This window comes from Pseudarthrobacter sp. S6 (assembly GCF_050156575.1).
GTDB lineage: Bacteria > Actinomycetota > Actinomycetes > Actinomycetales > Micrococcaceae > Arthrobacter.
In genome coordinates this window covers 673,690-699,345 of the sequence record NZ_CP189581.1, presented here as the reverse complement: position 1 = coordinate 699,345, position 25,656 = coordinate 673,690, and the positions used below count along the sequence as shown (strand labels likewise).

The window sequence follows — 25,656 nt, the reverse complement described above, 5'->3', positions numbered from 1 at the left end:
CCCGTTCCCTGAATGAACTTCAGGTAGTCGTCCGCTGAATTGTCATAGACCAGGCCGCTTGGGAGTCACCTGCAGGCGGTCAAAGGAGACCTGCTTGCCATCCTTGTCCAGCACCACAACGTCGTCGCGACCGTTCTGCACGCCGGAGGGCAAAATGAACTCAACCGTGTTGTCCGTGGTGGGGAAAATCCAGCCGATCCGGTAGCTCTTCTTGTTCAGGTACACGTAGTACCACTGGCCGTACTCGAGACCCTTCAGTGTCACCTTCTGGCCGTTGCGGTACTTCTCCTGCGTGCCCAGATCGAACGGAGCAGGCTGCCCCTCAAGATCCTGGACGGCGAGGACGGGGACAGCCTCGGGCTGCGCCGGCTGGAGAGCCAGCACCAGTGCTCCTCCGGTCACCGTGGCTGTGACCTGCTTGGCGCCATTGGTGGCAATTGCTTCGAACGAGACGGCGTCGAGGCGGCCTGCCGCGATGTCGGCTGCGGTGAGGACGTGCTCGCGAGTTGCCGTCACGGTCCCGCCCACGGCCACGGCATCCTGACCGATGGAAGCGTCCGGGGCACTCAGCCCGGTCAGGGAGACATTGCCGGCGTTTCCTACCGTGTACGTGTACGAGACAGTATCGCCTTCGCTGGCGAAACGGTCGCCGTCGACGTCGGCCCACTCAGCGGACACGGTGCCTTCCAGCTTGGCGTCGCGGACCTTCAGGTCCACTTCGCCGCCGTCGATCGTGTAGACCTTGTTGCTCTGGCCTGCGGAACTGACCTCCCAGGTGGTCTTCGGAACGAAGTAGCCCTGCGCGGCCTCTTCCGCGGTCACGGTGTGGCGCGGCGTGGCGCAGCTGTAACCCTGGCCAGCCGGGAGCACACCGTAGCGGCAGTTACCCGGGCCTTCGGGGACGAACGGGCTGAAGTTGCCGGCGGTGGGAACCACTTTCTCCACAAGCGGGCTCGTGTTGCTCACGCTGAACGTGTACGGAACTGCGTCGCCGGCGGCATACGGTGCGGTGGCAAGGTCACGGCCGGAGTCCGCACGGGCGCCGCTAATGCCGGCGGAAACCAGGCCATCACGAAGGGCCACAGCGGCGCCGGCGAACGGAACCGACTTGGTGAGCGACGGCGTCGCGCTGACCGTGATGGCGAAGCTTGCCTGGGGAACGAAGTAGCCGCGCTCGATGTCCTCTGCGGTCACCGCGTGCTTGGCCGTGGCGCAGTTGTATGTTGCACCGGGGGCCAGGTTGTTGAACCGGCAGTTGGGGGCACTGGGTGCGCCGGGCGCGGGAGGCAGGAAACCGGACTCGAAGTTGCCGGAGACCGGGACGGAATTCGCCGTGACGTTCGCAGTGCTCTTGACGGCGAACGTGTAGCTCAGGACGTCGACTGCCTGGTAGGGGCCGGCGATGACGTCCCGGGCCGGGGCGGTTCCGGTGATGGTGAGTCCCACCTGCGGAGCCGACGGGACGGTGGCGGTGAAGGTGAACTGCGAAACCCGGCCATCCGCCGTCGTGAATGCCGCGTTCAGGTTCTGCGGACCACCGGCGTTCGCCGGGACGGTCAGTGCGACATTGACAACAGCCGAGGCGCCGGGTGCGACGGCGGGCACGGGCACCGTGGTGGCGGTCCAGCCGGCCGGGGTATAGACGGTGGCAGTCGCGCCGGAGAGGGTGGTGGCTTCCTGGTTAGTGACGGTGACGGCAACCTGTGAAGTGGCACCGGGAGTCGTGGTCACCGCGGGCACGGACAGCGGGGCGCATGCGTAATTCAGCCAAGCGTCGTCGAACTTCGCGAACTGCATGTTGTCCGTGTAGCTGCCCTCATAAAGGACGCCGAACGTGCCGTCCTCGAGGCGGGACACGGTGGAGTAGGCGGAGAAGCCGGCACGGATGGTTCGCACGCCGGGCCAGGTGGCACCGTCGTCGCAGGAGATGCGAGCGGAGACGTTCTCGCGGCCGGTCTTGGAATTGGAATTCGTAAAAATGAGCTTCTTGGCGTCCACTGAGCCCTGTGCCGCGGCGGGGAACATCCGGGCGATGGAGCCGTTGTTGGCCGGGTCCGGCAGCTCGGTGTCCTGGGTGACCGGGCCGTAGGTGGCGCCGCCGTCGGTGGAGACGGCCACCTTGCGGTAGCCCTGGTTGGCGTTGTCGCGGGAGTTCAGCATGACGCGGCCGTCGGAGAGTTCCACGGTTTTGTTCTCGTCCATGCGCTCGCCCACGTTGGCGCCCTTGTGCCAGGTGACGCCGTGATCGTCCGAGTAGACGCTGTAGGCCTGGATCTTGTTGGTGCCGTCCGCCTGGCGCACATCGCCGGCGTACTGCTGGATCAGGCGGCCCTTGTATTGGCCGTACTTGAGCTGGATGCCTTCGCCGGAGGACGCGAAGTTGGAGCGGATATCGCCGGCCACGGGGCTGGTCTTGCTGGTGCCCGGCTTGGTGACGTCGGTGATGAGCCTCGGCTGGGTCCAGGTGACGCCGCCGTCGGAGGATTCGATGACGGCCGAGGAGATGACGGTGCGGTCGGCGTCGTTGTTGCCGAACTGGCTGCCGAAGAAGCCCTGGTCCTTGGAGTACACAAACAGCGCGAAGACCTTGCCGGCCTCGGCGTCGTAGATGTAGGAAGGATCGCTATAGCCGTACCGCGGACCCGAGGCGTCGCCTACGTGGCCTGCGGCGATAACCTGCACGGGGCCCCACGTCTGGCCCCCGTCAGTGCTGCGGCGCTGCACGATCGAGTTGGGATTGGGGGCGTCCGCCGCGCTGCCGGGACGGCCGTCCCATGAGGCGAGCACCACATTGTTATCAACGTAGGTAAGTGCGGGAATCCGGTAATAGAAGTTCGCCGCCGTACGGTCGGCGCCGATGTTGGCCTCCGCAAATGAACCGGGAGGTGCGGTGGGGCTGTTAGAGGGGATCGGTTCCGCCTGCGCAGCGATCCCGGATCCGGCTAGCAGCGCCAGCGCTACCAGCCCGGTTCCTGCGGTCCGGCCAATATTTCGGTACCGGCTCCGCTGAGTGAAGATTCGCAATTCCATATCCTTTCAAGGCGCCGCGGGGCGGCGGATCGGGAGAATTCGGCCGTGCGGGCGGTCCCGGCACCCAAGGGGATACCACCTGCCACATACGACGTCCTACGACCATAGTGTGTAGAACCTCACATGGCTAGGAGATTCTGAAACAAGCCTGGGAGAGCCTTGGGGCAGCGACTCGGAGCAGGGCATTTTGCAGCCGAGGATCTGGCGCAGGGGCCCTGTCGCTGGGGCCAGGGCCTGTCTCAGGGCACAAAAATGGGCGCCCCGTGGTGGGACGCCCATTTGCGCTTGCGTAAAGTCTCGAGGCCTGGGGCGGGCGTCTACTGCCTGGGCGTTCGCACCACATCGCTGATCCACTGCCGGGTCTTTTCGTCCATAGGGCCGGTCACTCGCGTTTCCCGGGCAGCCCGGTCCGCCTTGATCTTCTGCGCCACCATCCGGCCCAAGCCGGCAAAAACGGCCAAAGCCATCATCGGCAACAGCACGGATTTCGATTTTTCAGCCATGTCGCAATCCTAGTGACGCCAGCACCCTTAGGCCATAGTCGCCGTCGTGCTCCACCTCCCGAAAGCCCGCCCCGCCGTGATGACGGTGGCCGATCCCACCGAATACAGGGTGCGGCGCTCCGCCCGGTAGAATGGGCTAGCAAGCTCGCGGAGCGCCCGTTCACACTGTTCTAAAGACACTGTTCGAAAAAACATCCTGGAACGGCGTAAGACGGCGTGACTCCGCTGCGCCCTTACCCAATGCTCACGCACAGGAGTTGCCGGATGCCCCGGATCGTTGTTGACGTCATGCCCAAGCCCGAGATTTTGGACCCGCAGGGGAAGGCCATCGTGGGTGCACTCCCCCGTCTGGGCTTCACCAGCTTTAGCTCTGTCCGCCAGGGCAAGCGCTTTGAACTGACGGTTGACGGCGAGGTGACAGACGCAATCCTGGCCCAGGCCCGCGAAGCCGCCGAGACCCTGCTGTCCAACCCGGTGATCGAGGACGTCGTCAACGTCGAGGTCGTCGAGGCCTGAGATGACTGAACTTCCCTTGATCGGCGAGGCAATCGCCGTCGCCGCCGAGCCCCGGCTCGCCGGTGCCCGGATCGGCGTTGTCACGTTCCCAGGCACCCTTGACGACCGCGACGCCGCCCGTGCAGTCCGGCTCGCCGGCGGCACTCCAGTGCCGCTTTGGCACGCCGACACCACCTTGGGTGACGTGGACGCCGTCGTAATCCCCGGCGGTTTCTCCTACGGCGACTACCTCCGCGCCGGCGCCATCGCCCGCTTCGCCCCGCTGATGTCCGAGATCATTAAGGCAGCAACAGGCACCGCGTCCTCGAATCCTTTGCCCGTGCTGGGCATCTGCAACGGCTTCCAGATCCTGACCGAGTCGCACCTGCTGCCCGGCTCCATGATCAAGAACGACCACCTGAAGTTCATGTGCCGCGACCAGGTCCTGCGCGTGGAAAACAGCAACACTGCCTGGACCCTTGACTACGAGGCCGGCCAGGAAATCACGGTTCCGCTGAAAAACCAGGACGGCCAGTACATCGCCGACGAAAAAGTCCTGGACGCCCTCGAAGCGGAAGGCCGCGTGGTGTTCCGCTACGTTGGCTTCAACCCCAACGGCTCGCGCCGCGACATCGCCGGCATCTCCAACGCGGCTGGCAACGTGGTGGGACTTATGCCCCACCCCGAGCACGCGGTGGAAGTTGGTTTCGGCCCGCAGTCGCTGGATGGCATTGGGGGCACGGATACCGACGGCCTGGGGTTCTTCACCTCCGTACTGAACAAGATTGTGGGAGGCAACAAATGACCGAAACCAATTCGGTGGTCGAGCCTGTCGAGACCTCATCCAAGAAATTCAACATTGACACCGTCGAGAACGCTGCCAAGACGCCGGACACCGACCTGCCGTGGGCCGAACTGGGCCTGAAGCAGAACGAGTTCGATGAAGTAGTCAAGGTCCTGGGCCGCCGCCCCACCGGCGCCGAACTGGCCATGTACTCCGTCATGTGGAGCGAGCACTGCTCCTACAAGTCTTCGAAGAACCACCTGCGTCAGTTCGGCGACAAGGTGACCGAGGAGATGAAGAAGGACATGCTGGTGGGCATCGGCGAAAACGCCGGCGTCACCAACCTGGGCGACGGCTGGGCCGTAACGTTCAAGATCGAGTCCCACAACTCGCCGTCGTTCGTGGAGCCCTACCAGGGTGCAGCCACCGGCATTGGCGGCATCGTCCGCGACATCATCTCTATGGGCGCGCGCCCGGTTGCAGTGATGGATCCGCTCCGCTTCGGCGCCATTGACCACCCAGACACTGCCCGAGTGATGCACGGTGCCGTTGCCGGCATCGGCGGCTATGGCAACTCGCTGGGCCTGCCGAACATCGGCGGCGAAATGGTGTTCGACTCGGTTTACCAGGGCAACCCGCTTGTAAACGCGCTGGCTGTAGGCGTAATGCGCCACGAGGACATCCGCCTCGCCAACGCGTCCGGCAAAGGCAACAAGGTGGTCCTGTTCGGTGCACGCACCGGAGGAGACGGCATTGGCGGCGCCTCGGTGCTCGCTTCGGAGTCCTTCGATGACACGAAGCCGTCCAAGCGCCCCGCCGTCCAGGTGGGCGACCCGTTCGCTGAAAAGGTCCTGATCGAGTGCTGCCTGGAGCTCTTCAAGGGCTCGCTGGTTGAGGGTATCCAGGACCTCGGCGCCGCTGGCATCTCCTGCGCCACGTCCGAACTGGCCTCCAACGGCGACGGCGGCATGGAAGTTGAACTGACCTCCGTTCTGCTGCGCGATCCCACCCTGACTCCGGGCGAGATCCTGATGTCCGAGTCGCAGGAACGCATGATGGCCGTGGTCACCCCGGAGAACGTCGCCGCCTTCGAAGCTGTGATGGACAAGTGGGCCGTGGAGTACTCCTGGCTCGGCGAAGTCACCGACACCGGCCGCCTGATCATCACCTGGGACGGCGTAGTCATCGTGGACGTCGACCCGCGCACAGTGGCCCATGACGGCCCGGTTTACGACCGCCCTTACGCCCGCCCCTCATGGCAGGATTCCGTACAGGCTGATCCCTTCACCGGCTCCGTGCAGGACACCGGCCGCCCCTCCGTCCCTGCGGAACTGGCTGCCGCCGTCACCGAACTCGTGGCCTCGCCGAACATGTGCAGCAAGGCGTGGATCACCAACCAGTACGACCGGTACGTCGGTGGCAACACCGCCCTCGCGTTCCCGGACGACGCCGGCGTGGTCCGCGTGGATGAGGAAACCGGCCTGGGCGTTGCCCTGGCCACCGATGCCAACGGCCGCTACACATACCTTGACCCGTACCACGGCGCACAGCTGGCGCTGGCCGAGGCCTACCGCAACGTGGCCACATCCGGCGCTGTTCCGATGGCCGTCAGCGACTGCCTGAACTTCGGCTCCCCCGAGGACCCGGACGTGATGTGGCAGCTCGCGGAGGCCATCCGCGGCCTGTCCGATGCCTGCATGGTGCTGGGCATCCCGGTCACGGGCGGAAACGTCTCGCTGTACAACCAGACCGGCACCACCCCCATCCACCCCTCCCCCGTGGTGGCAGTGCTGGGCAAGCTCGACGACGTCGCCCGCCGCACGCCGTCGGGCTGGAGGGAAGATGGCCAGGCCATCTACCTGCTGGGTACGACGGCCGCCGAGCTGGACGGTTCTGAGTGGGCCAACATGCGCGGCCACCTGGGCGGACTTCCGCCCAAGGTTGACCTCGCTGCCGAACGCGAGCTGGGCGAAATCCTGATCAACGCGTCCCGCGACGGCATGGTGGACTCCGCCCACGACCTCTCCGAGGGCGGCCTCGCGGCAGCCCTCGTGGAGTCCGCGCTGCGCTATGGCGTTGGTGCCCGGATCGCCCTGCAGGACGTGCTGGACCGCGACGGCGTGGACCTGTTCACGGCGCTGTTCTCCGAGTCCCAGGGCCGCGCAATTGTCGGTGTGCCCCGCTCGGAAGAGGTCCGGTTCAAGGACATGTGCACGGCCCGCGGCTTTGCCCACACCCGGATCGGCGTGGTGGACGCAGCCAGCGGCAACCTGGAGATCAACGGCGTGGACACCATGCCGCTGGACGCCCTCCGCGAAGCCCACGAGGCGACCCTGCCGAAATACTTCGGCTAGCCCCCACCCTTAAACCAACGCGGGGTCACTTTCCGCCCAATAATCCCCTCGGGATGGGCCGTAAGTGACCCCGCGTTGGTTTAATCGTCGCTGCGGAGCTCCCGCTGCCTCGAGCTAAGCAGCTCAAATTCGGGCCGGGCGGCCACAAGGCGTTCGACGGCGGTGAGTACCTCCACGAGGTGCGCCCGGTCTGCTGCCACCAGGCCTGCCCCCACCTGCGAGCGCCGGTATTGGTCATGATCCCCCACCTCCGCGACGGACACGTCAAAGCGGCGCTTGAGCTCGGCCAGCAGCGGCCTGATGACGGAACGTTTCTCCTTCAGGCTCTGGACATCGCCGAGGAGGATGTCGAATTCAATCCAGCCGATCCACATCAGATGGTCAGTTCGCCCATCCGGTCCCAGCCGTCGCCGTCGAGCTGGCGGCTGATGATGCGCGGCGTCTCGGCCAGGGCCTGCGGCATGTCCGCCATAGCCTGCTTGAAGTGGATGCTGTTGACGTGGTCCCCGGCGGCGTCGTCCTTGAAGGCTTCCACCAGCACGAACTCGTTGGGGTCGTCCACGCTGCGGGACCAGTCGAACCACAGGTTGCCGGTCTCCTCGCGTGTGGCTTGGGTGAAGTCGTCAACGAGGCCGAGCCAGCGCTCGGACCAGTCGGGCTTGACCTTGAATTTAACGACGATGAAGATCATGCGGTATATCCTTCCGTTGCGGGACATGGACTACCCCGCGGCGAGCTGACGTGCCCCTTCAACGTATCGCGAAGTGACGTGCCGTTGCGCGGCCCGGGCCAGCAGGCCGCCGGCCTGGTAGAACCAGTTGGCGTGCCGGCTGAAGGCCGTGATCTTCAGGAACACCCGCCCGTCGGCGACGATCTCAACTTCGAAGGCTTCCTCGCCGCGCTCCGGGTGGCCGGGCAGCGTCCCATAGCCGAAGCCCGCCGACTGCGGGCCATCTCCCGGCACGGGATGCCGGACCCAGACCACCTCGCACGGGGCATTGATGCGGAAGGGCCCGACGCCGAACCCGCTCACCACGCGTGCACCGGCGACCACGGCGTCGGACTCGGTCCGGACGCGCAGCCCGGACCGCCGCTGCAGCTCCCAGGTGAGGATTCCGTGCGCCACCCGGCGGTAGACCACCGGCCCAACGCCCAGATACTCCCGCGATACGAAGAGCGGGTAGCCTTCCGGCGGCCGGCCGTGTTCAGTGGAGCCGATGCCCGCGTAGTTGAGGTCACCGGCGGCCAGGCGCTTCCCGGTCAACGGGGCCCGCCCGAAGAACCCCAAGAACCGGACGGCCGCGCCCAGCCCAGCCGCTCCTGTTGCTTGCGGCTCAGGGAGGCCACCACCAGGTCGTAGGAGTCCTCCACCATGTCCCGGACCATGGCATCGGGCAGGTTTCCGACCAGCCGCACACCGTTCCAGTGGGTCTTGTTCATGTGCCACGCGCCCGTAATGTCCGGATGGGCTGCGCGCAACTGCTCAGCCAGGGCGGGCTCGCACTTCAGGCTTACGGAAAGGCTGGGGCCGTCAAGCGCAGACGCCGCGAACATCTTGGCTTCATGCCTGGCGCCACCAGCTACAAGGGCCCGGACCTTAAACACGGAGGTCTCCGGACCGAAGGGAAAATCCTCGAAGGAACCGGGAAATGACAGGCAGATGGCCTTGAGTTGAGCTGCGTCCATGGATCGAGCCTACAAAGCCCTTCCCGGCGGTGCTAGTCTGCGAAGATGTCACCCGACCAGGCCACCATCCCCGTTCTGGACATGAGCGCCGCACGCCAGCCGTACGGCTCCTTCAGCCCGGAATTCATAGATCAGCTGCGGGACGCCGCCCACAACGTGGGCTTCTTCCAAATCACCGGGTACGGCGCCGCCCCCGGCCAGGCCGAGGAGCTGCTGGCCCTCATTAAACAGTTCTTCGATCTGCCGCTCGAGGAGCGGATGAAGCTGGACAACAGGATTTCACCGCACTTCCGCGGCTACACCCGGATGGGCACCGAAATCACGCAGGGCCGGGCCGACGCGCGCGAGCAGATCGACTACTCCCCCGAGCGCGAACCCGTCAACAACTACCCGGCCGATCAGCCGTACTGGCTGCTCCAGGGGCACAACATGTGGCCCGATGAGGCATTGCCGGAGCTCAAGCCGGCGGCCATGGCCTGGGCCGAGCTGATGTCCAGCGTGGGCATGGAGCTGCTCCGCGGCATCTCGGTTTCCTTGGGACTGCCCGAGGACCACTTCGACGAGCCCTTCGGCAACGAACCGGCGTGGATGGGAAAGCTGGTGCATTACGTCGGCGGTGTGGTGGAAGCGGCCGGCGACCAGGGCGTGGGCTCCCACGCCGACTACGGTTTTGTCACCCTGCTCCTCCAGGACGAGGTGGGCGGACTCGAAGTCCTGCCGCCCGGGACGAGCGAATGGGCGCCGGTTGAGCCTGTTCCCGGGGCACTCGTGGTGAATCTGGGCGAAATGCTGGAGGTGGCCACGGAAGGTTTCCTTGCCGCCACGATCCACCGCGTCCAGGCGCCGCCACCCGGCGTGGACCGCTACTCAGTCCCATTCTTCTGGTCGCCGCGGCTGGATGCCGTCATCGATCCGGTACCGCTTCCGCCCGAGCTCAAAGCCCAGGCCCGCGGCATCTCCGACGACCCGGCCAACCCGCTGCTCGCGTCCTTTGGCCTGAACATGCTTAAGGGCCGCATGCGCGCCCATCCCGACGTGACCGAACGCCACTACCCGGAGCTTATGCAGCGCTGAGCGTCGTGCCGCGCGAGGCGCGTTGAGCGTCCGCGGGAATCAGCGCGCCCCGGGGAACCAGTCAGAGGTTGTACTTCCATGCCTGCTGCGCGGGGCAAACGTTCATCACCACGTCCAGGCCGGCTGCCTTGGCCCGGTCCACCGCCGCTTCGTCGATAACGCCCAGCTGCAACCACACGGCCTTGGCGCCCACCGTAATTGCCTGGTCCACCACCGTCCCGACCCGCTGTGAATTCACAAAGCAGTCGACGACGTCGAGGGGTTGCTTTTCACTGGGAATCTCACCCAGCGTGCGGTACCCCGTTTCGCCGTGGACGGGGTCGGCGGGAAGGTTGACGGGGATGATCTCCATACCGAGCCGGTCGCGGATAAACAGCGATGTATCGTAGGCTGCGCGCCACTCATTGGTGGTGAGGCCCACGATGGCCCACCGCCCTTTGTCCCGCATCAGGCGCTCAATAACGGCAGGATCGTTGACGTGGCCCATAATGCAAGCGTACATCGTCTCGGGAGCGGCTCCTCGTCGAATAATTGACTGATTCCAGGCACTAACGCATGGCAGGAACGAATATTACGTTCCATGGATCCCGATTTGGCGCATGGCGTGCGGTTCGGTTCTAGTGGAAGTGACCATCCCGAGCGGCCAAGAGACCTGGATCGATGAAGCCGCAGCATCCCTGACCAGCGCTGTACCCGTTGAGGCGACCATCCTCGGCACACAGCGGAGGGTGCTACTGCCAGGATCGATGGAGCACATCTATGACACCAAAAGTATCTACTGCCCCACCTTTGACTACCCCGAGTCCCGCCAGTGCCGCAGCAGCGACCGTTGAAACGGACTCCCCACAATCCACTTCGAAGGCCACGGCGATCGAAGCAGGGCTGCGTGACGCGCCCGGCCCTTCCAGCAGCTCGTCGGGATGGTCCTCGACCGAGCCGAACGACGTCGCTGTGCACGGCGCACCGTCGGGAGAGCCGGCGCGCCACAGCAGCACCACCACCGCACCGCAGATGGCGGAGCACAAGGAAACACGCGAAGAAGCCCAACCGGACCATGTGGCCTTCTGGGAGCAGCAGGCCCTCCGCCTGGACTGGGCCCGGCCCGCGGGACCCCAAGACGGCAAGCCCTGGCACACGGCCCACCGCCGCGTCCCGGCCGACGCCGCAGCCGGCAAAGGCCCGGAAATCACCTGGTTTGAGGGCGGCAAGCTCAACGTCGCCTACAACTGCGTGGACCGCCACGTCGCCAATGGCCGCGGCGGCAAAGTGGCCCTCCACTTCGAAGGCGAGACCGGCGACCGCAGAGCCATCACGTACGCGGAGCTGCAGCGCGAAGTCTCCAAGGCCGCCAACGCCCTGCTGGCCCTGGGCATCACCAAGGGTGACCGCGTGGTCATCTACCTGCCGGTCATTCCCGAAACCGTCATCATCACCCTCGCCGTGGCCCGGATCGGCGCCATCCACTCGCTCGTTTTTGGTGGATTCTCCGCCGAAGCCCTGAAGTTCCGCGTCGAGGACACAGGCGCCAAGCTCCTGGTGACCACGGACGGCCAGTTCCGCCGCGGTGTCGCCGTGCCCGTTAAGGACAACGCGGACGCTGCCGTCGCCGGTGACAACGCGATCGAACACGTGCTGGTCATCAACCGCACCACGGCGCCGGAGGACCTGGCCGCCGTTCCCATGGCTGAAGGCCGCGACGTGTGGTGGCATGACGCCGTCGGGAGCGCCGCGGAAGTCCACGAAGCCGAAGCATTCGACGCCGAAACGCCGCTGTTCATCATGTACACCTCCGGGACCACCGGCAAGCCCAAGGGCCTGGTCCACACCTCGGGCGGGTACCTGACCCAGGCGTCCTGGAGCTTCGAACACCTCTTCAGCAACCCGGATCCCGCGCTCCGTGACCAGGACGTGCACTGGTGCACCGCCGACCTCGCGTGGGTCACGGCGCACACCTATGAGATCTATGGTCCGCTCTCCAACGGCGTGACCCAGGTGATCTTCGAAGGCACACCGAACACCCCGCACCCGGGCCGCCACTTCGAGATCATCGAACGCTACGGGGTCACCCAGTACTACACCGCGCCCACTCTGGTCCGCTCCCTCATGGGCTGGTTCCCGGACGGCGTGCCGGACAGCTACGACCTCTCCACCATCCGGATGCTCGGCACCGTGGGCGAGGCCGTCAACCCTGAAGCGTGGCGCTGGCTGCGGCAGAACGTCGGCGCCGGCACCGCCCCCGTGGTGGACACCTGGTGGCAGTCCGAAACCGGCGCCACCATCCTCTCCCCCGCCCCCACGGACACCGAGTTCAAGCCCGGCTGCGCGGCCCGCCCGCTGCCGGGCGTCAGCACCAGGATCGTGGACGACGCCGGCAATACAGTGCCGCCAGGCGTCCAGGGCTTCATTGTGGTGGACACCCCCGGGCCCGCTATTGCGCGCACCGTCTGGGGCAACCCCCGCCGCTACTACGACTCCTACTGGAGCCAGTATGTGGAGCAGGGCTGGTTCCTGGCCGGCGACGGCGCGAAGTACGACGCCGACGGCGACATCTGGATCCTGGGCCGCGTGGACGACACCCTGAACGTTTCCGGCCACCTGCTGTCCACCATCGAGATCGAGTCAGCACTGGTGTCCCACCCCGACGTGGTGGAGGCCGGCGTCTGTCCGGTCGCCGATCCCAAGACCGGGCACGCGATTGTCGCTTTTGTGGTTTTGAAGACGGGGGTTTCGACGGTTTCGACCAGCTCAACCACCGAGGAACTCCGGAACCACGTCGCGAAGGCGATCGGCCCGATCGCGAAGCCACGCGACGTCGTCGTGGTTCCTGACGTACCGAAGACCCGCAGCGGCAAGATCATGCGCCGGCTGCTCACCCAATTATTTGAGGGGACCGCCCTGGGCGACACCACCTCACTTCAAAACGAACCGGCGATCGCCGGAATCCAGGACGTCCTGCGCGAGCGGGCCCTAGTAAAGGAAAACTCATGACAGACATCAGCAACGTTGCCCGCCTTTCAGAGCCGCTCAAGTTTGCGTACTGGGTGCCGAACGTTTCCGGCGGCCTGGTGGTCTCCACCATCGAACAGCGCACCGGCTGGGACTTTGACTACAACAAGAAGCTCGCGCAGATCGCCGAGAACTCGGGCTTCGAGTACGCCCTGACGCAGACCCGGTACGCCGCCTCCTACGGAGCCGACAAACAGCACGAGGCCACGTCGTTCTCTCTTGCCTTGCTCGCCGCCACCGAGCGCCTCAAGGTCATCGCCGCCGTCCACCCGGGCATGTGGCACCCCGGCGTACTGGCCAAATTCATCATCACCGCGGACCACATCTCTAACGGCCGCGCCGCCGTCAACATCGTCTCCGGCTGGCTCAAGAATGAGTTCACCAACTTCGGCCTCGACTGGCTGGAACACGACGAACGCTACGTCCGCACCGAGGAATTCATCAAGGTGCTGCGCGGGCTCTGGACCGAGCAGCAATACAGCCAAACCGGCAAGTACTACAACATCACCGATTTCACCCTGAACCCGGCACCCGTGGACGTTCCGGGCCGCGCGCACCCGGAGGTCTTCTTCGGCGGAAACTCGACGGCGGCACAGGCCACCGCGGGCCGCGTGGCTGACTGGTACTTCTCCAACGGCAAGGACCTGGAAGGCTTCAAGGAGAACATCGCCGGGGTGGTTGCCGCTTCGGTCGAGACCGGCCGCGGAACCCAGGGCACCGACGGCGCACTGGCTTCTCCGAGGTTCGGCCTCAACGGCTTTGTGATCGCCCGCGATTCCGAGAAAGAGGCTCGCGAGACACTCCGCGAAATCGTGGCGAAGGCACACAAGACTGCCGTCCAGGGGTTCCGCGACGCCGTGCAGGAAGCCGGCGCGTCCACCAAGGACGGCAAGGGCATGTGGGCCGATTCCAGTTTCGAGGACCTGGTCCAGTACAACGACGGCTTCAAGACCCAACTCATCGGCACCCCGGAGCAGATCGCCGAACGGATCGTGGAATACAAGAAGATCGGCGTGAACCTCTTCCTCACCGGCTACCTGCACTTCCAGGAGGAAGTCGCAGCCTTCGGACAGGACATCCTGCCGATCGTCCGCGAACTCGAAGCCGACCTGGCCCGCCAGAACGGCACAGAACTCGATCTCTCCAACACGCCAGTCGCCGAGCCGGCGGCTGTCTGATGGCTGACCGCAAATTCGGTTTCCGCACCCGCGCCCTGCACGCCGGCGGCACCCCCGACGCCGAGCACGGCGCCCGCGCCGTACCCATCTACCAGACCACGTCCTTCGTGTTCAAGGACACCCAGGATGCCGCCAACCTCTTCGCGCTGCAGAAGTACGGCAACATTTACTCCCGCATCGGCAACCCCACCGTGGCAGCCTTCGAAGAGCGCATCGCCTCGCTGGAAGGCGGCATCGGCGCCGTGGCAACGTCCTCCGGCATGGCAGCTGAGTTCATCACCTTTGCCGCGCTCACCCAGTCCGGCGACCACATCGTGGCAGCCTCCCAGCTCTACGGCGGGACGGTCACCCAGCTCGATGTGACCCTCCGCCGCTTCGGCGTGGACACCACGTTCGTTCCCGGCACCGACCCCGCAGACTATGCCGCGGCAGTCCGGGAAAACACCAAGGCGATCTTCGTCGAGGTGGTGGCCAACCCGTCGTCGGAAGTCCAGGACCTGGCGGCACTGGCGAAGGTAGCGCACGACGCCGGCATCCCCCTCGTGGTGGACGCCACCTTGAGCACGCCTTACCTTGTGCGCCCGATCGAACACGGCGCCGACATCGTCATCCACTCCGCCACCAAGTTCCTCGGCGGGCACGGCACCACCCTGGGCGGCGTGATCGTGGAAAGCGGCCGGTTTGATTGGGGCAACGGCAAGTTCCCCACCATGACCGAGCCGGTGGCGTCCTACGGAAATGTCTCCTGGTGGGGCAACTTCGGCGAGTACGGCTTCCTCACCAAGCTGCGCTGCGAACAGTTGCGCGATATCGGTCCGGCGCTGTCGCCGCTGTCGGCCTTCCAGCTGCTGCAGGGCGTGGAAACCCTCCCGCAAAGACTCGACGAACACCTCAAGAACGCCAAGGCCGTCGCCGAATGGCTCGAGGCCGACCCCCGCGTGGCATACGTCAACTTCTCCGGGCTACCCTCGCACCCGCATTTTGAGCGCGCGAAGAAGTACCTGCCGCTGGGCCCCGGCTCCGTCTTCTCCTTCGGGGTGAAGGGCGGCCGCACGGCCGGGCAGAAGTTCATCGAATCCCTGCAGCTGGCCTCGCACCTGGCCAACGTGGGCGATTCCCGCACCTTGGTGATCCACCCGGGGTCCACCACGCATCAGCAGCTGAGCCCGGTCCAGCTGGAGTCCGCGGGCGTGCCCGAGGACCTGGTCCGGATTTCCGTGGGCTTGGAGGATATCGAGGACATCCTGTGGGACCTGGATCAGGCACTGGACGCGGCCTCGGAACCGGTGGTTGAGGCCGGGGTTTCGACGGGCTCAACCACCGAAGCAGAATCATGCACAATTGGAGCGAACGCATGAGCCCCAGCGAACGCACCTGGACCGGACCTTCGGCGCCGGAGCGTCTGAACCTGCTGCGCGCAGCAACCTCAATTGCGATTGTGGGCGCCTCGGACAAGCCGTCCCGGGCCAGCTATTTTGTGGCGACGTACCTGCAGTCGTCCACGCGGTACAAGGTGTACTTCGTGAACCCCGTGGTCAAGGAGATCCTTGGTGAACCGACCTACACCTCACTGGCCGATCTTCCCGAAAGCCCGGACATCGTGGATGTGTTCCGCAAGCACGATGACCTCCCGGGCGTCCTGGACGAAGCCATCGCGGCCGGCGCCAAAACCCTCTGGCTGCAGCTCGGCTCCTGGCATGAGGACGTGGCCGCGGATGCGGAAGCCGCCGGGCTCAACGTGGTAATGGACCGCTGCGTTAAGATCGAGCACGCCCGGTTCCATGGCGGGCTGCACCTGGCCGGCTTCGACACCGGCGTGATCTCCTCCAAACGGCAACTGCTTTCCTGACGGAAAGGTGCTTCCCGGCGGAATGGCTCTTCCTGACGGGGAACCTGACTACCGGTTGAACTTCCTCAGCCAGTTTGAACCGGGTCCGGCATTGCCGAGCTTGGCAGCGGCGTCCGTGGCCGCCTTGGCTGGACCTTTGCTTTCCTGCTGGGTGGCAGCGGCCTGAGTGGCTGCCACCCGCGGAGCAGCGCCGCCCGGGGTGACGCCCGCGGCGTTCCCCGGCGCGCCGCCGTCGTCCGCCCTTGACGTGCCGGCCGCTGTGTCGGCTCCGCGGCCGGACGGCTCCGTGCCCGCGTCCTGGCCCGCGTTTTCCGGGCCGTCCGCTGGCAGGGCAGTTTCGGGTTCAGCAGGTTCGGGGAGTGCCGGCGCCGCGTCGTCATGGGATACCGGCTCTGCCGGCGGCTGCACCTCCGCCGGATTGGCGGCGCTCCCGCTGGCGGCCCGAGTCCCCGCGATGGTCCAGTCAGGAGCCCAGTCCTGCAACAGCTGCTGAATGGAGCTGCTGGCTTGCGCGTTTGGAACCGTCCCGGTGGCGGCCACTCCGGTGACGCCCAGCCCCATCCCCGCGATGACAGCCAAGCCAACCACGGTGGCCCGGTGCTTACGGAGCAGGCGGTGCCGGGCGAGCTGATGGGACTGGCCTGAGAGCAGTGCCGCCAGTTCAGGGCCGGCCTCGAGGACCGGCCCGGAGGCAAGGGAACCGACCGCGAGCAGGGTTTCACGGAGCCTGGCGTCATCGGTCCAACCGGCGGTATCGGTCCAGCCGGCATCAAGGAGCATTTCATCCACGGTCAGGATCAGGGAGCTGGCATTGGACGTCATGGGGCCACGTACTCCTTCACTGCGGACTGCTCGCGCAGCCGGATCAGTGCACGTCGCTGTAGCTGTTTGACGGCACCCGCACTCTTTCCCATCACAGCGGCCACCTGGTCCACGGTCAGGCCCGCGACGAGGCGTAACGACAACACTTCCCGCTGCTCAGCTGGCAGATCGTTCAGGAGATCCGCGACCTCCTGCGGGGATATCCGCTGCAGCACTTGGGCCTCGGCGGATGACTCCTGGCGTCCGTCAAGCTCCGGTTCGAACGGAAGTTTGGTGGGGGTGCGCTGCTGCCTCCGGTGATCGTCCACCATCCTGGCGTGCGCCACGGAGAAGACAAAGGTGCGCAGCCCGGCGACACCGCCGGTGACCGTATGCAGACGCGGTAGGACGGCGAGGAAGACTTCCTGCATAACCGCCTCCGAATCTTCTACCCCGCGGGCGGTGAGGTAGCCCCGGACCTGCGATGCATATGTGCGATACACGATGCTGAAAAGCTCCGGATCGCGGGCGCGCGCACGCAGAACGTCGTCTGTCAGTGCATCAATCACGGACACAGGGCCTTCGGTGGAGGGACTGGGCTTGCCTGAGCTTGGGGCCCGCACCTCATGCGCGGAATGCCCTCGCCAGCTAACTTTACCCGCCGGTAACAAAAGAGCCGGGCTGGAACATGATGGGGGACACGTTCCAGACCGGCGCTTCAAAGGGGTAATCGCTCCAGACACCGCCGGGGTTACGCAGGCGGAGAAAAAACTTCCAGGACTGTACCGCCGGCCGTGCTGCCTACGTCCAGCGCGGGGCGGCCACACCCCGGCGCGGCGCCTTGGCCATGACAAAAGTGTGCGCCCTGGTGGCGGGGGCGAGCTGGTCCCCACAGCCCGGCTTGCGTTGGGCGGGGACAAGCACCGGGGCGGGCGCGGGGGCGGACGGCGAAACGTTCGCGGCGGGGCAGAGGTCGGTGACCAGCCCTGTCCCGGCGCATTCGCGGACGGCGGCGATCCCGGCAGCCACGGCTGCCTTGTCCTCAAAGGCTCCGGACACAGCCATCACCGTGCCATCCGGTGCCGTGAGGCGGAACTTGAAATGTGAATCCGAATCCAAGAAAACTTCAAACTTCCCGGCCATGATGAATCCTTCCGGTCTGTGGGTCCCGTCCGGGCGGCATCTTAGCCACGGGCGGTCCCGGAGCATCGCTGCGTCCGGCACCTGCGGGTCTGGTCGAATGATCAACTGATCAGTTCAGGGTGTACTTAAGAGTCTGTGCGCCCCGTGTACAGCCTCACAAGACCGATTGCGTTAAGCCTGTGTAAATTGCGTACAACCCCAGGCAGAACAAAGGCGGGCCACCTTTCCAGGTGACCCGCCGTCGTCGTGCCTTACAGGCTGTCAGTCGTTGATCAGATCGTGGACCACGATGGTCTGGTCGCGGTCCGGGCCGACGCCGATCGCGGAGAAACGCGTGCCGGAGAGCTTTTCGAGGGCCAGCACGTAGTTGCGGGCGTTCTCGGGGAGATCCTCCAGGGTGCGGGCGCCGGTGATGTCCTCGGTCCAGCCCTCGAAGTACTCAAAGATGGGCACTGCGTGGTGGAACTCGGTCTGCGTCATGGGCATTTCGTCGTGCCGCACACCATCGACGTCGTAGGCAACGCAGACGGGGATCTGCTCGATGCCGGTGAGGACGTCCAGCTTGGTGACGAAGTAGTCTGTGAAGCCGTTCACGCGGGAAGCGTGGCGGGCCAGGACGGCGTCGTACCAGCCGCAGCGGCGCGGACGGCCGGTGTTTACACCGAACTCGCCACCGGTTTTCTGCAGGTACATGCCCATCTCGTCGAACAGTTCGGTGGGGAACGGCCCGGCGCCAACACGGGTGGTGTAGGCCTTGATGATGCCGATGGAGCGGGAAATCCGGGTGGGGCCGATACCCGAGCCAACGGACGCGCCGCCGGCGGTCGGGTTGGAGGAGGTCACGAACGGGTAGGTGCCGTGGTCCACGTCCAGGAACGTGGCCTGGCCGCCTTCCATCAGCACAACCTTGCCCTCGTCCAGGGCGTTGTTGAGGACAAGCGTGCTGTCGATGACCAGCGGGCGCAGGCGCTCGGCGAACGCCAGGAAGTAGTCCACGATCTCGTCCACCACGATGTCGCGGCGATTGTAGACCTTGACCAGGAGTTCGTTCTTCTGGCGCAGGGATCCTTCCACCTTCTGGCGGAGGATGGACTCGTCAAAGACGTCCTGGACGCGGATGCCCAGGCGGGCCACCTTGTCCATGTAGGCGGGGCCGATGCCGCGGCCGGTGGTGCCGATGGCGCGGCTGCCGAGGAAACGCTCGGTGACTTTGTCCAGGACCTGGTGGTAGGGCGCCACGAGGTGCGCGTTGGCGGAGATGCGCAGCTTGGACGTGTCCGCGCCGCGGGCCTGCAGGCCTTCGATCTCCTGGAACAGGGCCTCAAGGTTCACCACACAGCCGTTGCCGATGATCGGAATCGCGTTGGGGCTCAGAATGCCGGCCGGAAGGAGTTTGAGCTCATACTTCTCACCGCCTACGACGACGGTGTGCCCGGCATTGTTGCCGCCGTTGGGCTTGACGACGTAGTCAACGCGGCCGCCCAGAAGATCGGTGGCCTTGCCTTTTCCTTCGTCGCCCCACTGGGCTCCTACGATCACGATTGCTGGCATGGGATCCTCCCCCATTCGTTCGGGCCGCACAGGTCAGTCCACCGAGATGGCAGGCCTGCGTTGCGCCGTTCATGAGAATGCCCCGAAGGCCATAGCCTGGCCGGACCGCTACGGCGGCCAGCCACGCAAGAGTCCGGGGCTCTTACCACCCAAGTTTAGCCGACGCGGGGGTTTCCTCCACCCGATGGGCCTGCGGAGCCTGCCGTGCCATTGCGAATCGTCCGCGGGTTTTCGTCTCCGGCTGCGTGGCCCGGCGTATGCCTTTCATCACGGAATCTCACCGGACGGGGTCCGCATTTCGCGGGGCTTGCTAAACTGATAGAGATCGACCAGGAATCGGTCCACACCACATTTGAAACCACGCCGGACGGGCGCGCCCATCACGCGCCCATTTTCCGGATTGGCAGCATCGCCGAGCCCCGCAGGAGACATTGCACTATATGACAGCCCTGGCCCCAGAATCCCTCCGTGAACAGCTCCTCAGCCGCCGCTACGAGCCCAACGTTGCAGCCGTCAACGAGCTGTGCGATTCCCTGCAGAGCGTCAAGCCCCACACCGAAGTCCCGTACGTGGACCCCATGCACGACGTGGACGAGTGCCGCATCATCAGCCTCTACTCCAACATCGGCGAAGCTGACCCGTCCGGCTTCATCACCGCCGGCGACGAAGACGCCGCCACCCGCATGCTTGGCATCCAGTGGACGCTGGGCCTGCGCCCGGAGTTCGTGATGCCCTGGAACGTGCACCCGTGGCACACGCCCGGCGAGGTCAACGGCAAGTTCACGCCGGACCAGATTTCCGCCGGCCTTAAGCCGCTGCTGAAGTTCCTCGCCGTGGTCCCCCGCGCCTCGGTGATCGTGGCCCACGGCACCGAAGCCAACCGCCTGGCCAACCTGCTGCTGAAGACCGAAGTTCCGCTGCTCTGGCGCCGCGGGCTGAAGACCTACAAGGTCCGCTCCCTCAGCGGCCGCGCCTTCGCCGGGACGCCCGCGCGGCAGGAACAGTACCTCGAGGAAATGCGCGTCGTCTACACCGATGCCATGGCCCGCACGGGACTCGCGAAGGTCTAGCCACCGGACGACGGCGGGCGGTCACCTTTCTGAAAAGGTGACCGCCCGCCGTCGTTCGTTAAAGCAACGCGGGGTCACTCCCGGCCCATCCGCCGGTGCGGAACGGGCCGGGAGTGACCCCGCGTTGCTCTTCAAACTACTTGCCCTCGATGGCTGCCTTGGCTGCCGGGTCCGAGTCGTTGAGGAACTTCTCGATGCGTTCCGGTTCCTCGGCTTCGCCGATGGCCGCGGATGCGCGGCCCAGCGAGTAGAGCGCACGCAGGAAGCCGCGGTTAGGTTCGTGCTCCCACGGGATAGGGCCCACCCCGCGCCAGCCGTTGCGGCGCAGTGAGTCCAGCCCGCGGTGGTAGCCAACGCGCGAGTAGGCGTAGGAATCGATGGTGCGGCCCTCGGACCACGCCTCCTCAGCCAGGACAGCCCACAACAGCGACGACGTGGGGTGCTTCTCCACCAGGTCCAGGGGTTCGGCGCCGGCGTCCAGCTGCTCATAGACGTCGGTCTCGGCAGGCAGGAGTGTCGGCTCCGGACCCATCAGGTTCTTGCGGAACTCGTCCGACATGGCTAGAACGTCTTGCCGACGGAGCCGAGCTGGCGGGCGGCCTCGACGATGCGGGCAGCCATGCCAGCCTCGGCTGAGGCGCCCCAGACGCGGGGATCGTAGGTCTTCTTGTTGCCCATTTCGCCGTCGATCTTCAGCACGCCGTCGTAGTTGGCGAGCATGTGCCCGGCCACCGGACGGGTGAACGCGTACTGGGTATCGGTGTCGACGTTCATCTTGATCACGCCATATGAGACCGCGTCAGCGATTTCCTGATCAGAAGAGCCCGAACCGCCGTGGAACACCAGGTCAAACGGGTTCTCCTTACCGATCTTGGCGCCCACCTCGGCCTGGATCTGCTTGAGCAGCTCCGGGCGCAGCTTCACGCCGCCGGGCTTGTACACACCGTGGACGTTACCGAACGTCAGCGCCGTCAGGTAACGGCCGTTCTCGCCCGCACCCAGGGCTTCGATGGTCGCCAGGGCGTCTTCGGTGGTGGTGTACAGCTTCTCGTTGATCTCGTTCTCCACCCCGTCTTCCTCGCCACCGACGGTACCGATTTCGACCTCGAGGATGATCTTGGCGGCGGCGGCACGCGCCAGCAGTTCGCGGGCGATGCGCAGGTTGTCCTCGAGGGCCTCGTGCGAGCCGTCCCACATGTGCGAGTTGAAGATCGGGTTGCGGCCGGCCTTGACCTCGGCCTCGGAAGCGGCCAGCAGCGGCAGGACAAAGCTGTCCAGCTTGTCCTTGGGGCAGTGGTCGGTGTGGAGCGCGATGTTGACGTTGTAGTTCTTGGCCACTTCGCGGGCAAAGGCGGCGAAGCCGAGCGAACCGGCAACCATGTCCTTCACCGATGCGCCGGACCAGTACGCTGCGCCACCGGTGGAAACCTGGATGATGCCATCGGACTCAGCCTCGGCGAACCCGCGAATGGCCGCATTCAGGGTCTGCGACGACGTCACATTGACCGCCGGAAACGCAAAGCCGCCGGCCTTGGCACGATCGATCATCTCGGAGTAGATCTCTGGGGTTGCAATGGGCATGGTGACTCCTATGCTGAGTTTTCGTCTATGGGTTGTGACCCTGGAGAGTAGACCTCTTACGGCTAGCCACCATCCTAGCCATTTCTGTGCAGGGGCAGTGTTTCGGGTCACGCGGACGGGTAACACATACGCTCACAAAGCCAACTCGGCTCGGCTCAGAGTGGCGCGGGTCAGACGGACTGGCTAAAAACGTGCCGGCGGATCCAGGCATGCATGGCGATCGCGGCGGCGGAGGCGGCGTTGATGGAGCGGGTGGAGCCGAACTGCTCGATGGACAGCGTAGCTAGGGCCGCCTCGTGGACCTCCGGCGTCAGCCCGGGCCCTTCCTGGCCGAACACCAACACGCAGTCCTTGGGCAGCTCATAGGTTTCCAGGGGCACGGAGTCCGGGAAGATGTCGATGCCGATGATAGCGAGCCCTTCCCCCTGCGCCCAGGCAACAAAGTCCTCCACGGTGGGGTGGTGGCGGATGTGCTGGTAGCGGTCGGTGACCATGGCCCCGCGCCTGTTCCACCGGCGTCGTCCGATGATGTGGACTTCCTTGGCGAGGAACGCGTTGGCGGTCCGCACCACGGTGCCGATATTCATATCGTGCTGCCAGTTTTCGATGGCGATATGGAAGTTGTGCCGCTTCGAATCGAGGTCTGCCACGATCGCGTCATGCTTCCAGTAGCGGTACTGGTCCACCACGTTGCGCCGGTCGCCGTCAGCCAGCAGTTCATGGTCCCAATGGTCGCCTTCAGGCAGCTCGCCGTCCCAGGGCCCGACGCCGACCTCCGCCTTTGGCTCCGGCGCCTCCTCGGGCGCTGGCTCCTCCGCTGGAATCGGATGAGGTTCGACTGGGTTTCCGGGCGTTTGTTTCACCCCTCAACACTAGACTGGACCACTGGAGCATTCATCACCGGCGGAGGTAAACGTGGCAGAAGCAGACCAGGTACAGGGTTCACCGGCGGTTTACCGCAACGGCCAGGAGATCGAATGCTGGCTGACAGACATGGACGGCGTACTCGTCCACGAAAACCAGGCCGTCCCAGGGGCCGCCGAACTGATCCAGCGCTGGGTGGACACGTCCAAGCGGTTCCTGGTGCTGACGAACAACTCGATCTTCACGCCCCGCGACCTGGCCGCCAGGCTCCGGGCCTCCGGGCTGGAGATCCCCGAGGAGAACATCTGGACGTCCGCGCTGGCCACCGCCACCTTCCTGAAGGACCAGGTGCGGGGTTCCGGCTCCGGGAACCGCGCCTACACCATCGGCGAGGCAGGGCTGACGACGGCGCTGCACGAGGCCGGCTTCATTCTCACCGACCAGGACCCGGACTTTGTGGTGCTCGGCGAAACCCGGACGTACTCCTTTGAGGCCATCACCATGGCCATCCGGCTGATCCTGGCTGGAGCCCGCTTCATTGCCACCAATCCGGACGCCACCGGCCCGTCCAAGGACGGTCCCATGCCCGCGACGGGGGCCATTGCGGCCCTCATCACTAAGGCAACCGGCCGGGAGCCGTATATTGTGGGCAAACCGAATCCCATGATGTTCCGGTCCGCCATGAACCAGATCGATGCGCACTCCGAGACCACCGCGATGATCGGGGACCGGATGGACACCGACATCATTGCCGGCATGGAGGCAGGCCTGCACACGGTGCTGGTCCTCACCGGGATTACGCAGCGCGAAGACATTGCCGCCTATCCGTTCCGGCCCAACCAGGTGCTGAACTCCGTGGCCGACCTGAAGAACCAGATTTAGAAGACCGTCACCTTCGAGCCGCCACGGGGCAGCGGGAAAAAGTCGTCCATCAGCCGCTCCACGATGGGCCGGTAGATGAGCGGATTCCAGCCGGGGCTCGCGTGCGCCGGCAGGGCACCGTCCGTTTGCAGGTCCGTGGAGACCATCTGGGGTTGGAACGCTGCCGACCACGCGTCCATGGCCGTATGGTAGCGGACCGTGCGGTCTTTCGGGTTGCCGATATACGCCATCCGCGTGCCGCCGAGCTTGTCCACAAACCGGTTTCCATCGAAGTGGTAGATGTAGGCCGACTCGGACTGGATGAGCACACTGGACGGGGCGATCGGGGACAACTGCTCCATGGTCTGGTCCAGGATCTGCCGCCAGGTCCGCTCGTCCTTATGGATGACGCGCTCCCCCAGTTCGTAGCTGCCGCGGACCACCGACGGGACCCGGAAGCCGCTCTCGTACAGGAACACCACGCCGTCGAACCAGCTCTCATCCAGCACGTCGCTCCGGCTGTAGGGGCTGGAATCCAACAGGATGAAGTCGACCTCCACGCCGTGGAATTCCCTTAGCCGCGCGGCCACCTGGGTGGCCACCATGCCGCCGAAGCTGTGGCCGTAGAAGAAAAGCTTGGTGAGCTTTTTCGCCCGGACATGCTCGATGACGGCGATCACCACCTCATCAATGTCCAATCCCTGGTTGGAATAGCCGACGGCGGTGAGCTGGCCGCGCTTGTTCAGGGCACCACGCATGACGTTCAGGATCCAGAGCGCCTCTTCCCAGCTGGTCTTGTAGCCGGGGAAGAGGAACCAACTGGCGTTCGGGTAATAGGCGTCGGAGAAATCGTCCGCGACCTGCAGGATCCTGGTGACCCGCCGTTCCGCCTGGATGCGGCGAGTAACCAGCATGTCTGCTGCCAGCAGGGCCGAGGCACCCGTTCCAGCCAGGAACCCGCGGCGCGAAAACCGCTTGAGCACGGCGGCACTGGCAAGCAGCCGGGCTTGATGGGCGCCAAGCTGTTCCTGCGGATCTGTTTCCTCGCTGTACGACACACATCTACCGTAGCCACAGCGGAAGCCGCCGCTGTAACCCGGGCCGGGGGCAACCCTGGCCGGGAGCGGCCGCCATACCCGCTGGGAGGGGCCCAACCCGCCAGGAGTGGCAGGGCTGCGAGAGGCCGGACTAGGACAGGCCCAGCTCGTCCTTGCCGAAGGCGAACAGGTAGGGCACGCCGGTCTCGGCTTCGATTCTTTCCTTGGAGCCAGTGTCCCGGTCCACGATGACGGCCACGGCAACCACGTTGCCGCCGGCCTTCCGGACACCCTCGACGGCGGTTAGGGCGGAGCCGCCCGTGGTGGACGTGTCCTCCAGCACCAGGACCTTGCGGCCCTCAACCGACGGACCCTCAACCTGGCGCCCCATGCCGTAGGACTTCTGGGCCTTGCGGACCACAAACGCGTCCACGGTGCGGCCGGCGTCCACGGCGGAGTGCATAACAGCGGTGCCCACGGGGTCAGCACCCATCGTCAGGCCACCTGCGCACTCAAAGTCGATTCCGGCGTCGTCCGTCAATGCCAGCATGACCTGGCCCACGAGCTTGGAGGCCTCATGGTGCAGCGTGATGCGGCGCAGGTCGATGTAGTAGTCGGCCTCGGCACCGCTGGAGAGGATCACCTTGCCGCGGACCACGGCAAGTTCCTTGATCAGTTCCAGCAGGCGGGCACGGGCAGCGGTGTTGGAAGCAGCATCAGGGGTGGCAGTCATGGTTTCCAGTTTACTGGCTGCCTACGGGAGATCCGCGCTGCGGAAATGGCCCCATG

Annotated in this window: 27 protein-coding genes; 11 read left to right on the top strand and 16 right to left on the bottom strand. The window is 65.4% G+C overall.

The genetic code is table 11. From position 1 onward, the window contains the following. Positions 1 to 42 precede the first annotated feature (42 nt). Both ACQCS0_RS03510 and ACQCS0_RS03505 read right to left on the bottom strand, forming a co-directional pair. Positions 43 to 3,018 (bottom strand): exo-alpha-sialidase, encoded by a 2,976-nt coding sequence (locus tag ACQCS0_RS03510; protein ID WP_426940213.1) that lies wholly within the window; start codon positions 3,016 to 3,018, stop codon positions 43 to 45. Between the two features lie 329 nt (positions 3,019 to 3,347). Further along, complete coding sequence (locus ACQCS0_RS03505; RefSeq protein ID WP_354154763.1) at positions 3,348 to 3,533, bottom strand: hypothetical protein; 186 nt, start codon at positions 3,531 to 3,533, stop codon at positions 3,348 to 3,350. A gap of 264 nt (positions 3,534 to 3,797) precedes the next feature. On the opposite strand from ACQCS0_RS03505, the gene purS reads away from it, so the two are divergent. Genes purS through purL form a run of 3 tightly spaced genes read left to right on the top strand, consistent with a single transcriptional unit; the run spans position 3,798 to position 7,166 of the window. Beyond that, entirely contained in the window at positions 3,798 to 4,049 is a 252-nt protein-coding gene (gene purS / locus ACQCS0_RS03500; protein ID WP_056631212.1) for a phosphoribosylformylglycinamidine synthase subunit PurS, read from the top strand. A 1-nt stretch (position 4,050) separates the two neighbouring features. After that, complete coding sequence (purQ, locus tag ACQCS0_RS03495; protein WP_282329893.1) at positions 4,051 to 4,833, top strand: phosphoribosylformylglycinamidine synthase subunit PurQ; 783 nt, start codon at positions 4,051 to 4,053, stop codon at positions 4,831 to 4,833. After that, a complete protein-coding gene (purL, locus tag ACQCS0_RS03490; protein WP_354154764.1) occupies positions 4,830 to 7,166 on the top strand; it encodes a phosphoribosylformylglycinamidine synthase subunit PurL in 2,337 nt (778 codons plus the stop codon). The genes purQ and purL overlap by 4 nt, the downstream gene beginning before the upstream one ends. 80 nt (positions 7,167 to 7,246) lie before the next feature. Here purL and ACQCS0_RS03485 read toward each other — a convergent pair whose 3' ends face one another. From ACQCS0_RS03485 to ACQCS0_RS03470, 4 genes are read right to left on the bottom strand one after another with little or no spacing between them, the layout of a single operon-like run. Then, positions 7,247 to 7,540: a DUF503 domain-containing protein gene (locus ACQCS0_RS03485; protein WP_354154765.1), complete on the bottom strand. Its 294-nt coding sequence runs from the start codon at positions 7,538 to 7,540 to the stop codon at positions 7,247 to 7,249. Next, on the bottom strand, positions 7,540 to 7,857 hold the full coding sequence (locus ACQCS0_RS03480; RefSeq protein WP_354154766.1) for a putative quinol monooxygenase: 318 nt from the start codon (positions 7,855 to 7,857) through the stop codon (positions 7,540 to 7,542). Before ACQCS0_RS03480 ends, ACQCS0_RS03485 begins: the two co-directional genes overlap by 1 nt. A 30-nt stretch (positions 7,858 to 7,887) precedes the next feature. Next, on the bottom strand, positions 7,888 to 8,430 hold the full coding sequence (locus ACQCS0_RS03475) for a DUF1990 domain-containing protein (RefSeq protein ID WP_354154767.1): 543 nt from the start codon (positions 8,428 to 8,430) through the stop codon (positions 7,888 to 7,890). Continuing rightward, entirely contained in the window at positions 8,427 to 8,852 is a 426-nt protein-coding gene (locus tag ACQCS0_RS03470; RefSeq protein ID WP_354154768.1) for an MmcQ/YjbR family DNA-binding protein, read from the bottom strand. The genes ACQCS0_RS03475 and ACQCS0_RS03470 overlap by 4 nt, the downstream gene beginning before the upstream one ends. Positions 8,853 to 8,897: 45 nt before the next feature. On the opposite strand from ACQCS0_RS03470, the gene ACQCS0_RS03465 reads away from it, so the two are divergent. After that, a complete protein-coding gene (locus tag ACQCS0_RS03465) occupies positions 8,898 to 9,926 on the top strand; it encodes a 2-oxoglutarate and iron-dependent oxygenase domain-containing protein (protein WP_354154769.1) in 1,029 nt (342 codons plus the stop codon). Between the two features lie 61 nt (positions 9,927 to 9,987). Here the strand turns inward: ACQCS0_RS03465 and ACQCS0_RS03460 are convergent, their stop codons facing one another. Next, complete coding sequence (locus tag ACQCS0_RS03460; protein WP_354154770.1) at positions 9,988 to 10,413, bottom strand: CoA-binding protein; 426 nt, start codon at positions 10,411 to 10,413, stop codon at positions 9,988 to 9,990. Positions 10,414 to 10,552: 139 nt separating this feature from the next. On the opposite strand from ACQCS0_RS03460, the gene ACQCS0_RS03455 reads away from it, so the two are divergent. The 5 genes from ACQCS0_RS03455 to ACQCS0_RS03435 all read left to right on the top strand — a co-directional run bounded on the left by ACQCS0_RS03455 (position 10,553) and on the right by ACQCS0_RS03435 (position 15,959). Beyond that, positions 10,553 to 10,759, top strand: a complete 207-nt coding sequence (locus tag ACQCS0_RS03455; RefSeq protein WP_354154771.1) for a hypothetical protein — start codon at positions 10,553 to 10,555, stop codon at positions 10,757 to 10,759. Positions 10,760 to 10,937: 178 nt separating this feature from the next. Then, complete coding sequence (gene acs, locus ACQCS0_RS03450) at positions 10,938 to 12,914, top strand: acetate--CoA ligase (protein WP_426939518.1); 1,977 nt, start codon at positions 10,938 to 10,940, stop codon at positions 12,912 to 12,914. After that, positions 12,911 to 14,110: a dimethylsulfone monooxygenase SfnG gene (gene sfnG, locus ACQCS0_RS03445; protein WP_354154773.1), complete on the top strand. Its 1,200-nt coding sequence runs from the start codon at positions 12,911 to 12,913 to the stop codon at positions 14,108 to 14,110. Before acs ends, sfnG begins: the two co-directional genes overlap by 4 nt. Beyond that, on the top strand, positions 14,110 to 15,468 hold the full coding sequence (locus ACQCS0_RS03440; RefSeq protein WP_354154774.1) for an O-acetylhomoserine aminocarboxypropyltransferase/cysteine synthase family protein: 1,359 nt from the start codon (positions 14,110 to 14,112) through the stop codon (positions 15,466 to 15,468). Before sfnG ends, ACQCS0_RS03440 begins: the two co-directional genes overlap by 1 nt. Further along, on the top strand, positions 15,465 to 15,959 hold the full coding sequence (locus ACQCS0_RS03435; RefSeq protein ID WP_354154775.1) for a CoA-binding protein: 495 nt from the start codon (positions 15,465 to 15,467) through the stop codon (positions 15,957 to 15,959). The genes ACQCS0_RS03440 and ACQCS0_RS03435 overlap by 4 nt, the downstream gene beginning before the upstream one ends. Before the next feature lie 48 nt (positions 15,960 to 16,007). On the opposite strand, the gene ACQCS0_RS03430 is transcribed toward ACQCS0_RS03435, so the two are convergent. The 4 genes from ACQCS0_RS03430 to ACQCS0_RS03415 form a co-directional block, all read right to left on the bottom strand. Next, positions 16,008 to 16,781 carry a hypothetical protein gene (locus ACQCS0_RS03430; protein WP_354154776.1) on the bottom strand — a complete coding sequence of 258 codons (774 nt, stop codon included), beginning with the start codon at positions 16,779 to 16,781 and terminating at the stop codon, positions 16,008 to 16,010. Continuing rightward, positions 16,778 to 17,329 carry a sigma-70 family RNA polymerase sigma factor gene (locus ACQCS0_RS03425; RefSeq protein ID WP_354154777.1) on the bottom strand — a complete coding sequence of 184 codons (552 nt, stop codon included), beginning with the start codon at positions 17,327 to 17,329 and terminating at the stop codon, positions 16,778 to 16,780. The genes ACQCS0_RS03430 and ACQCS0_RS03425 overlap by 4 nt, the downstream gene beginning before the upstream one ends. A gap of 232 nt (positions 17,330 to 17,561) precedes the next feature. Beyond that, positions 17,562 to 17,903: a DUF1508 domain-containing protein gene (locus tag ACQCS0_RS03420; RefSeq protein ID WP_354154778.1), complete on the bottom strand. Its 342-nt coding sequence runs from the start codon at positions 17,901 to 17,903 to the stop codon at positions 17,562 to 17,564. Between the two features lie 261 nt (positions 17,904 to 18,164). After that, positions 18,165 to 19,454, bottom strand: a complete 1,290-nt coding sequence (locus ACQCS0_RS03415) for an adenylosuccinate synthase (RefSeq protein WP_058932815.1) — start codon at positions 19,452 to 19,454, stop codon at positions 18,165 to 18,167. 440 nt (positions 19,455 to 19,894) lie between these two features. Between ACQCS0_RS03415 and ACQCS0_RS03410 the strand changes: the two genes are divergently transcribed. Beyond that, positions 19,895 to 20,524 (top strand): uracil-DNA glycosylase, encoded by a 630-nt coding sequence (locus ACQCS0_RS03410; protein WP_354154780.1) that lies wholly within the window; start codon positions 19,895 to 19,897, stop codon positions 20,522 to 20,524. Between the two features lie 136 nt (positions 20,525 to 20,660). Here the strand turns inward: ACQCS0_RS03410 and ACQCS0_RS03405 are convergent, their stop codons facing one another. From ACQCS0_RS03405 to ACQCS0_RS03395, 3 genes are all read right to left on the bottom strand, one after another. Beyond that, a complete protein-coding gene (locus tag ACQCS0_RS03405; RefSeq protein ID WP_185262435.1) occupies positions 20,661 to 21,083 on the bottom strand; it encodes a DUF3151 domain-containing protein in 423 nt (140 codons plus the stop codon). Positions 21,084 to 21,085: 2 nt separating this feature from the next. Further along, on the bottom strand, positions 21,086 to 22,105 hold the full coding sequence (gene fbaA, locus ACQCS0_RS03400) for a class II fructose-bisphosphate aldolase (protein ID WP_426940031.1): 1,020 nt from the start codon (positions 22,103 to 22,105) through the stop codon (positions 21,086 to 21,088). 170 nt (positions 22,106 to 22,275) lie between these two features. Further along, positions 22,276 to 22,968 (bottom strand): TrmH family RNA methyltransferase, encoded by a 693-nt coding sequence (locus tag ACQCS0_RS03395; RefSeq protein ID WP_426939157.1) that lies wholly within the window; start codon positions 22,966 to 22,968, stop codon positions 22,276 to 22,278. 52 nt (positions 22,969 to 23,020) lie between these two features. Here ACQCS0_RS03395 and ACQCS0_RS03390 point away from each other — a divergent pair, with 52 nt between their 5' ends. Continuing rightward, positions 23,021 to 23,851, top strand: a complete 831-nt coding sequence (locus tag ACQCS0_RS03390) for an HAD-IIA family hydrolase (RefSeq protein WP_354155320.1) — start codon at positions 23,021 to 23,023, stop codon at positions 23,849 to 23,851. On the opposite strand, the gene ACQCS0_RS03385 is transcribed toward ACQCS0_RS03390, so the two are convergent. Continuing rightward, positions 23,848 to 24,888 (bottom strand): alpha/beta fold hydrolase, encoded by a 1,041-nt coding sequence (locus ACQCS0_RS03385; protein ID WP_354155321.1) that lies wholly within the window; start codon positions 24,886 to 24,888, stop codon positions 23,848 to 23,850. The two genes, ACQCS0_RS03390 and ACQCS0_RS03385, sit on opposite strands and share 4 nt — an antisense overlap. A gap of 130 nt (positions 24,889 to 25,018) precedes the next feature. After that, positions 25,019 to 25,600, bottom strand: coding sequence for an orotate phosphoribosyltransferase (gene pyrE, locus ACQCS0_RS03380; RefSeq protein ID WP_193340778.1), 582 nt, complete (start codon positions 25,598 to 25,600; stop codon positions 25,019 to 25,021). Positions 25,601 to 25,656 lie beyond the last annotated feature (56 nt).

What these genes read in the sequence shown, in the direction of transcription:
- ACQCS0_RS03505 (WP_354154763.1), bottom strand. Translation starts at nt 3,533, where the DNA reads ATGGCTGAAAAATCGAAATCCGTGCTGTTGCCGATGATGGCTTTGGCC.
- purS (WP_056631212.1), top strand. Translation starts at nt 3,798, where the DNA reads ATGCCCCGGATCGTTGTTGACGTCATGCCCAAGCCCGAGATTTTGGAC.
- purQ (WP_282329893.1), top strand. Translation starts at nt 4,051, where the DNA reads ATGACTGAACTTCCCTTGATCGGCGAGGCAATCGCCGTCGCCGCCGAG.
- purL (WP_354154764.1), top strand. Translation starts at nt 4,830, where the DNA reads ATGACCGAAACCAATTCGGTGGTCGAGCCTGTCGAGACCTCATCCAAG.
- ACQCS0_RS03485 (WP_354154765.1), bottom strand. Translation starts at nt 7,540, where the DNA reads ATGTGGATCGGCTGGATTGAATTCGACATCCTCCTCGGCGATGTCCAG.
- ACQCS0_RS03480 (WP_354154766.1), bottom strand. Translation starts at nt 7,857, where the DNA reads ATGATCTTCATCGTCGTTAAATTCAAGGTCAAGCCCGACTGGTCCGAG.
- ACQCS0_RS03470 (WP_354154768.1), bottom strand. Translation starts at nt 8,852, where the DNA reads ATGGACGCAGCTCAACTCAAGGCCATCTGCCTGTCATTTCCCGGTTCC.
- ACQCS0_RS03465 (WP_354154769.1), top strand. Translation starts at nt 8,898, where the DNA reads ATGTCACCCGACCAGGCCACCATCCCCGTTCTGGACATGAGCGCCGCA.
- ACQCS0_RS03460 (WP_354154770.1), bottom strand. Translation starts at nt 10,413, where the DNA reads ATGGGCCACGTCAACGATCCTGCCGTTATTGAGCGCCTGATGCGGGAC.
- acs (WP_426939518.1), top strand. Translation starts at nt 10,938, where the DNA reads ATGGCGGAGCACAAGGAAACACGCGAAGAAGCCCAACCGGACCATGTG.
- sfnG (WP_354154773.1), top strand. Translation starts at nt 12,911, where the DNA reads ATGACAGACATCAGCAACGTTGCCCGCCTTTCAGAGCCGCTCAAGTTT.
- ACQCS0_RS03440 (WP_354154774.1), top strand. Translation starts at nt 14,110, where the DNA reads ATGGCTGACCGCAAATTCGGTTTCCGCACCCGCGCCCTGCACGCCGGC.
- ACQCS0_RS03435 (WP_354154775.1), top strand. Translation starts at nt 15,465, where the DNA reads ATGAGCCCCAGCGAACGCACCTGGACCGGACCTTCGGCGCCGGAGCGT.
- ACQCS0_RS03430 (WP_354154776.1), bottom strand. Translation starts at nt 16,781, where the DNA reads ATGACGTCCAATGCCAGCTCCCTGATCCTGACCGTGGATGAAATGCTC.
- ACQCS0_RS03420 (WP_354154778.1), bottom strand. Translation starts at nt 17,903, where the DNA reads ATGGCCGGGAAGTTTGAAGTTTTCTTGGATTCGGATTCACATTTCAAG.
- ACQCS0_RS03415 (WP_058932815.1), bottom strand. Translation starts at nt 19,454, where the DNA reads ATGCCAGCAATCGTGATCGTAGGAGCCCAGTGGGGCGACGAAGGAAAA.
- ACQCS0_RS03410 (WP_354154780.1), top strand. Translation starts at nt 19,895, where the DNA reads ATGACAGCCCTGGCCCCAGAATCCCTCCGTGAACAGCTCCTCAGCCGC.
- ACQCS0_RS03405 (WP_185262435.1), bottom strand. Translation starts at nt 21,083, where the DNA reads ATGTCGGACGAGTTCCGCAAGAACCTGATGGGTCCGGAGCCGACACTC.
- fbaA (WP_426940031.1), bottom strand. Translation starts at nt 22,105, where the DNA reads ATGCCCATTGCAACCCCAGAGATCTACTCCGAGATGATCGATCGTGCC.
- pyrE (WP_193340778.1), bottom strand. Translation starts at nt 25,600, where the DNA reads ATGACTGCCACCCCTGATGCTGCTTCCAACACCGCTGCCCGTGCCCGC.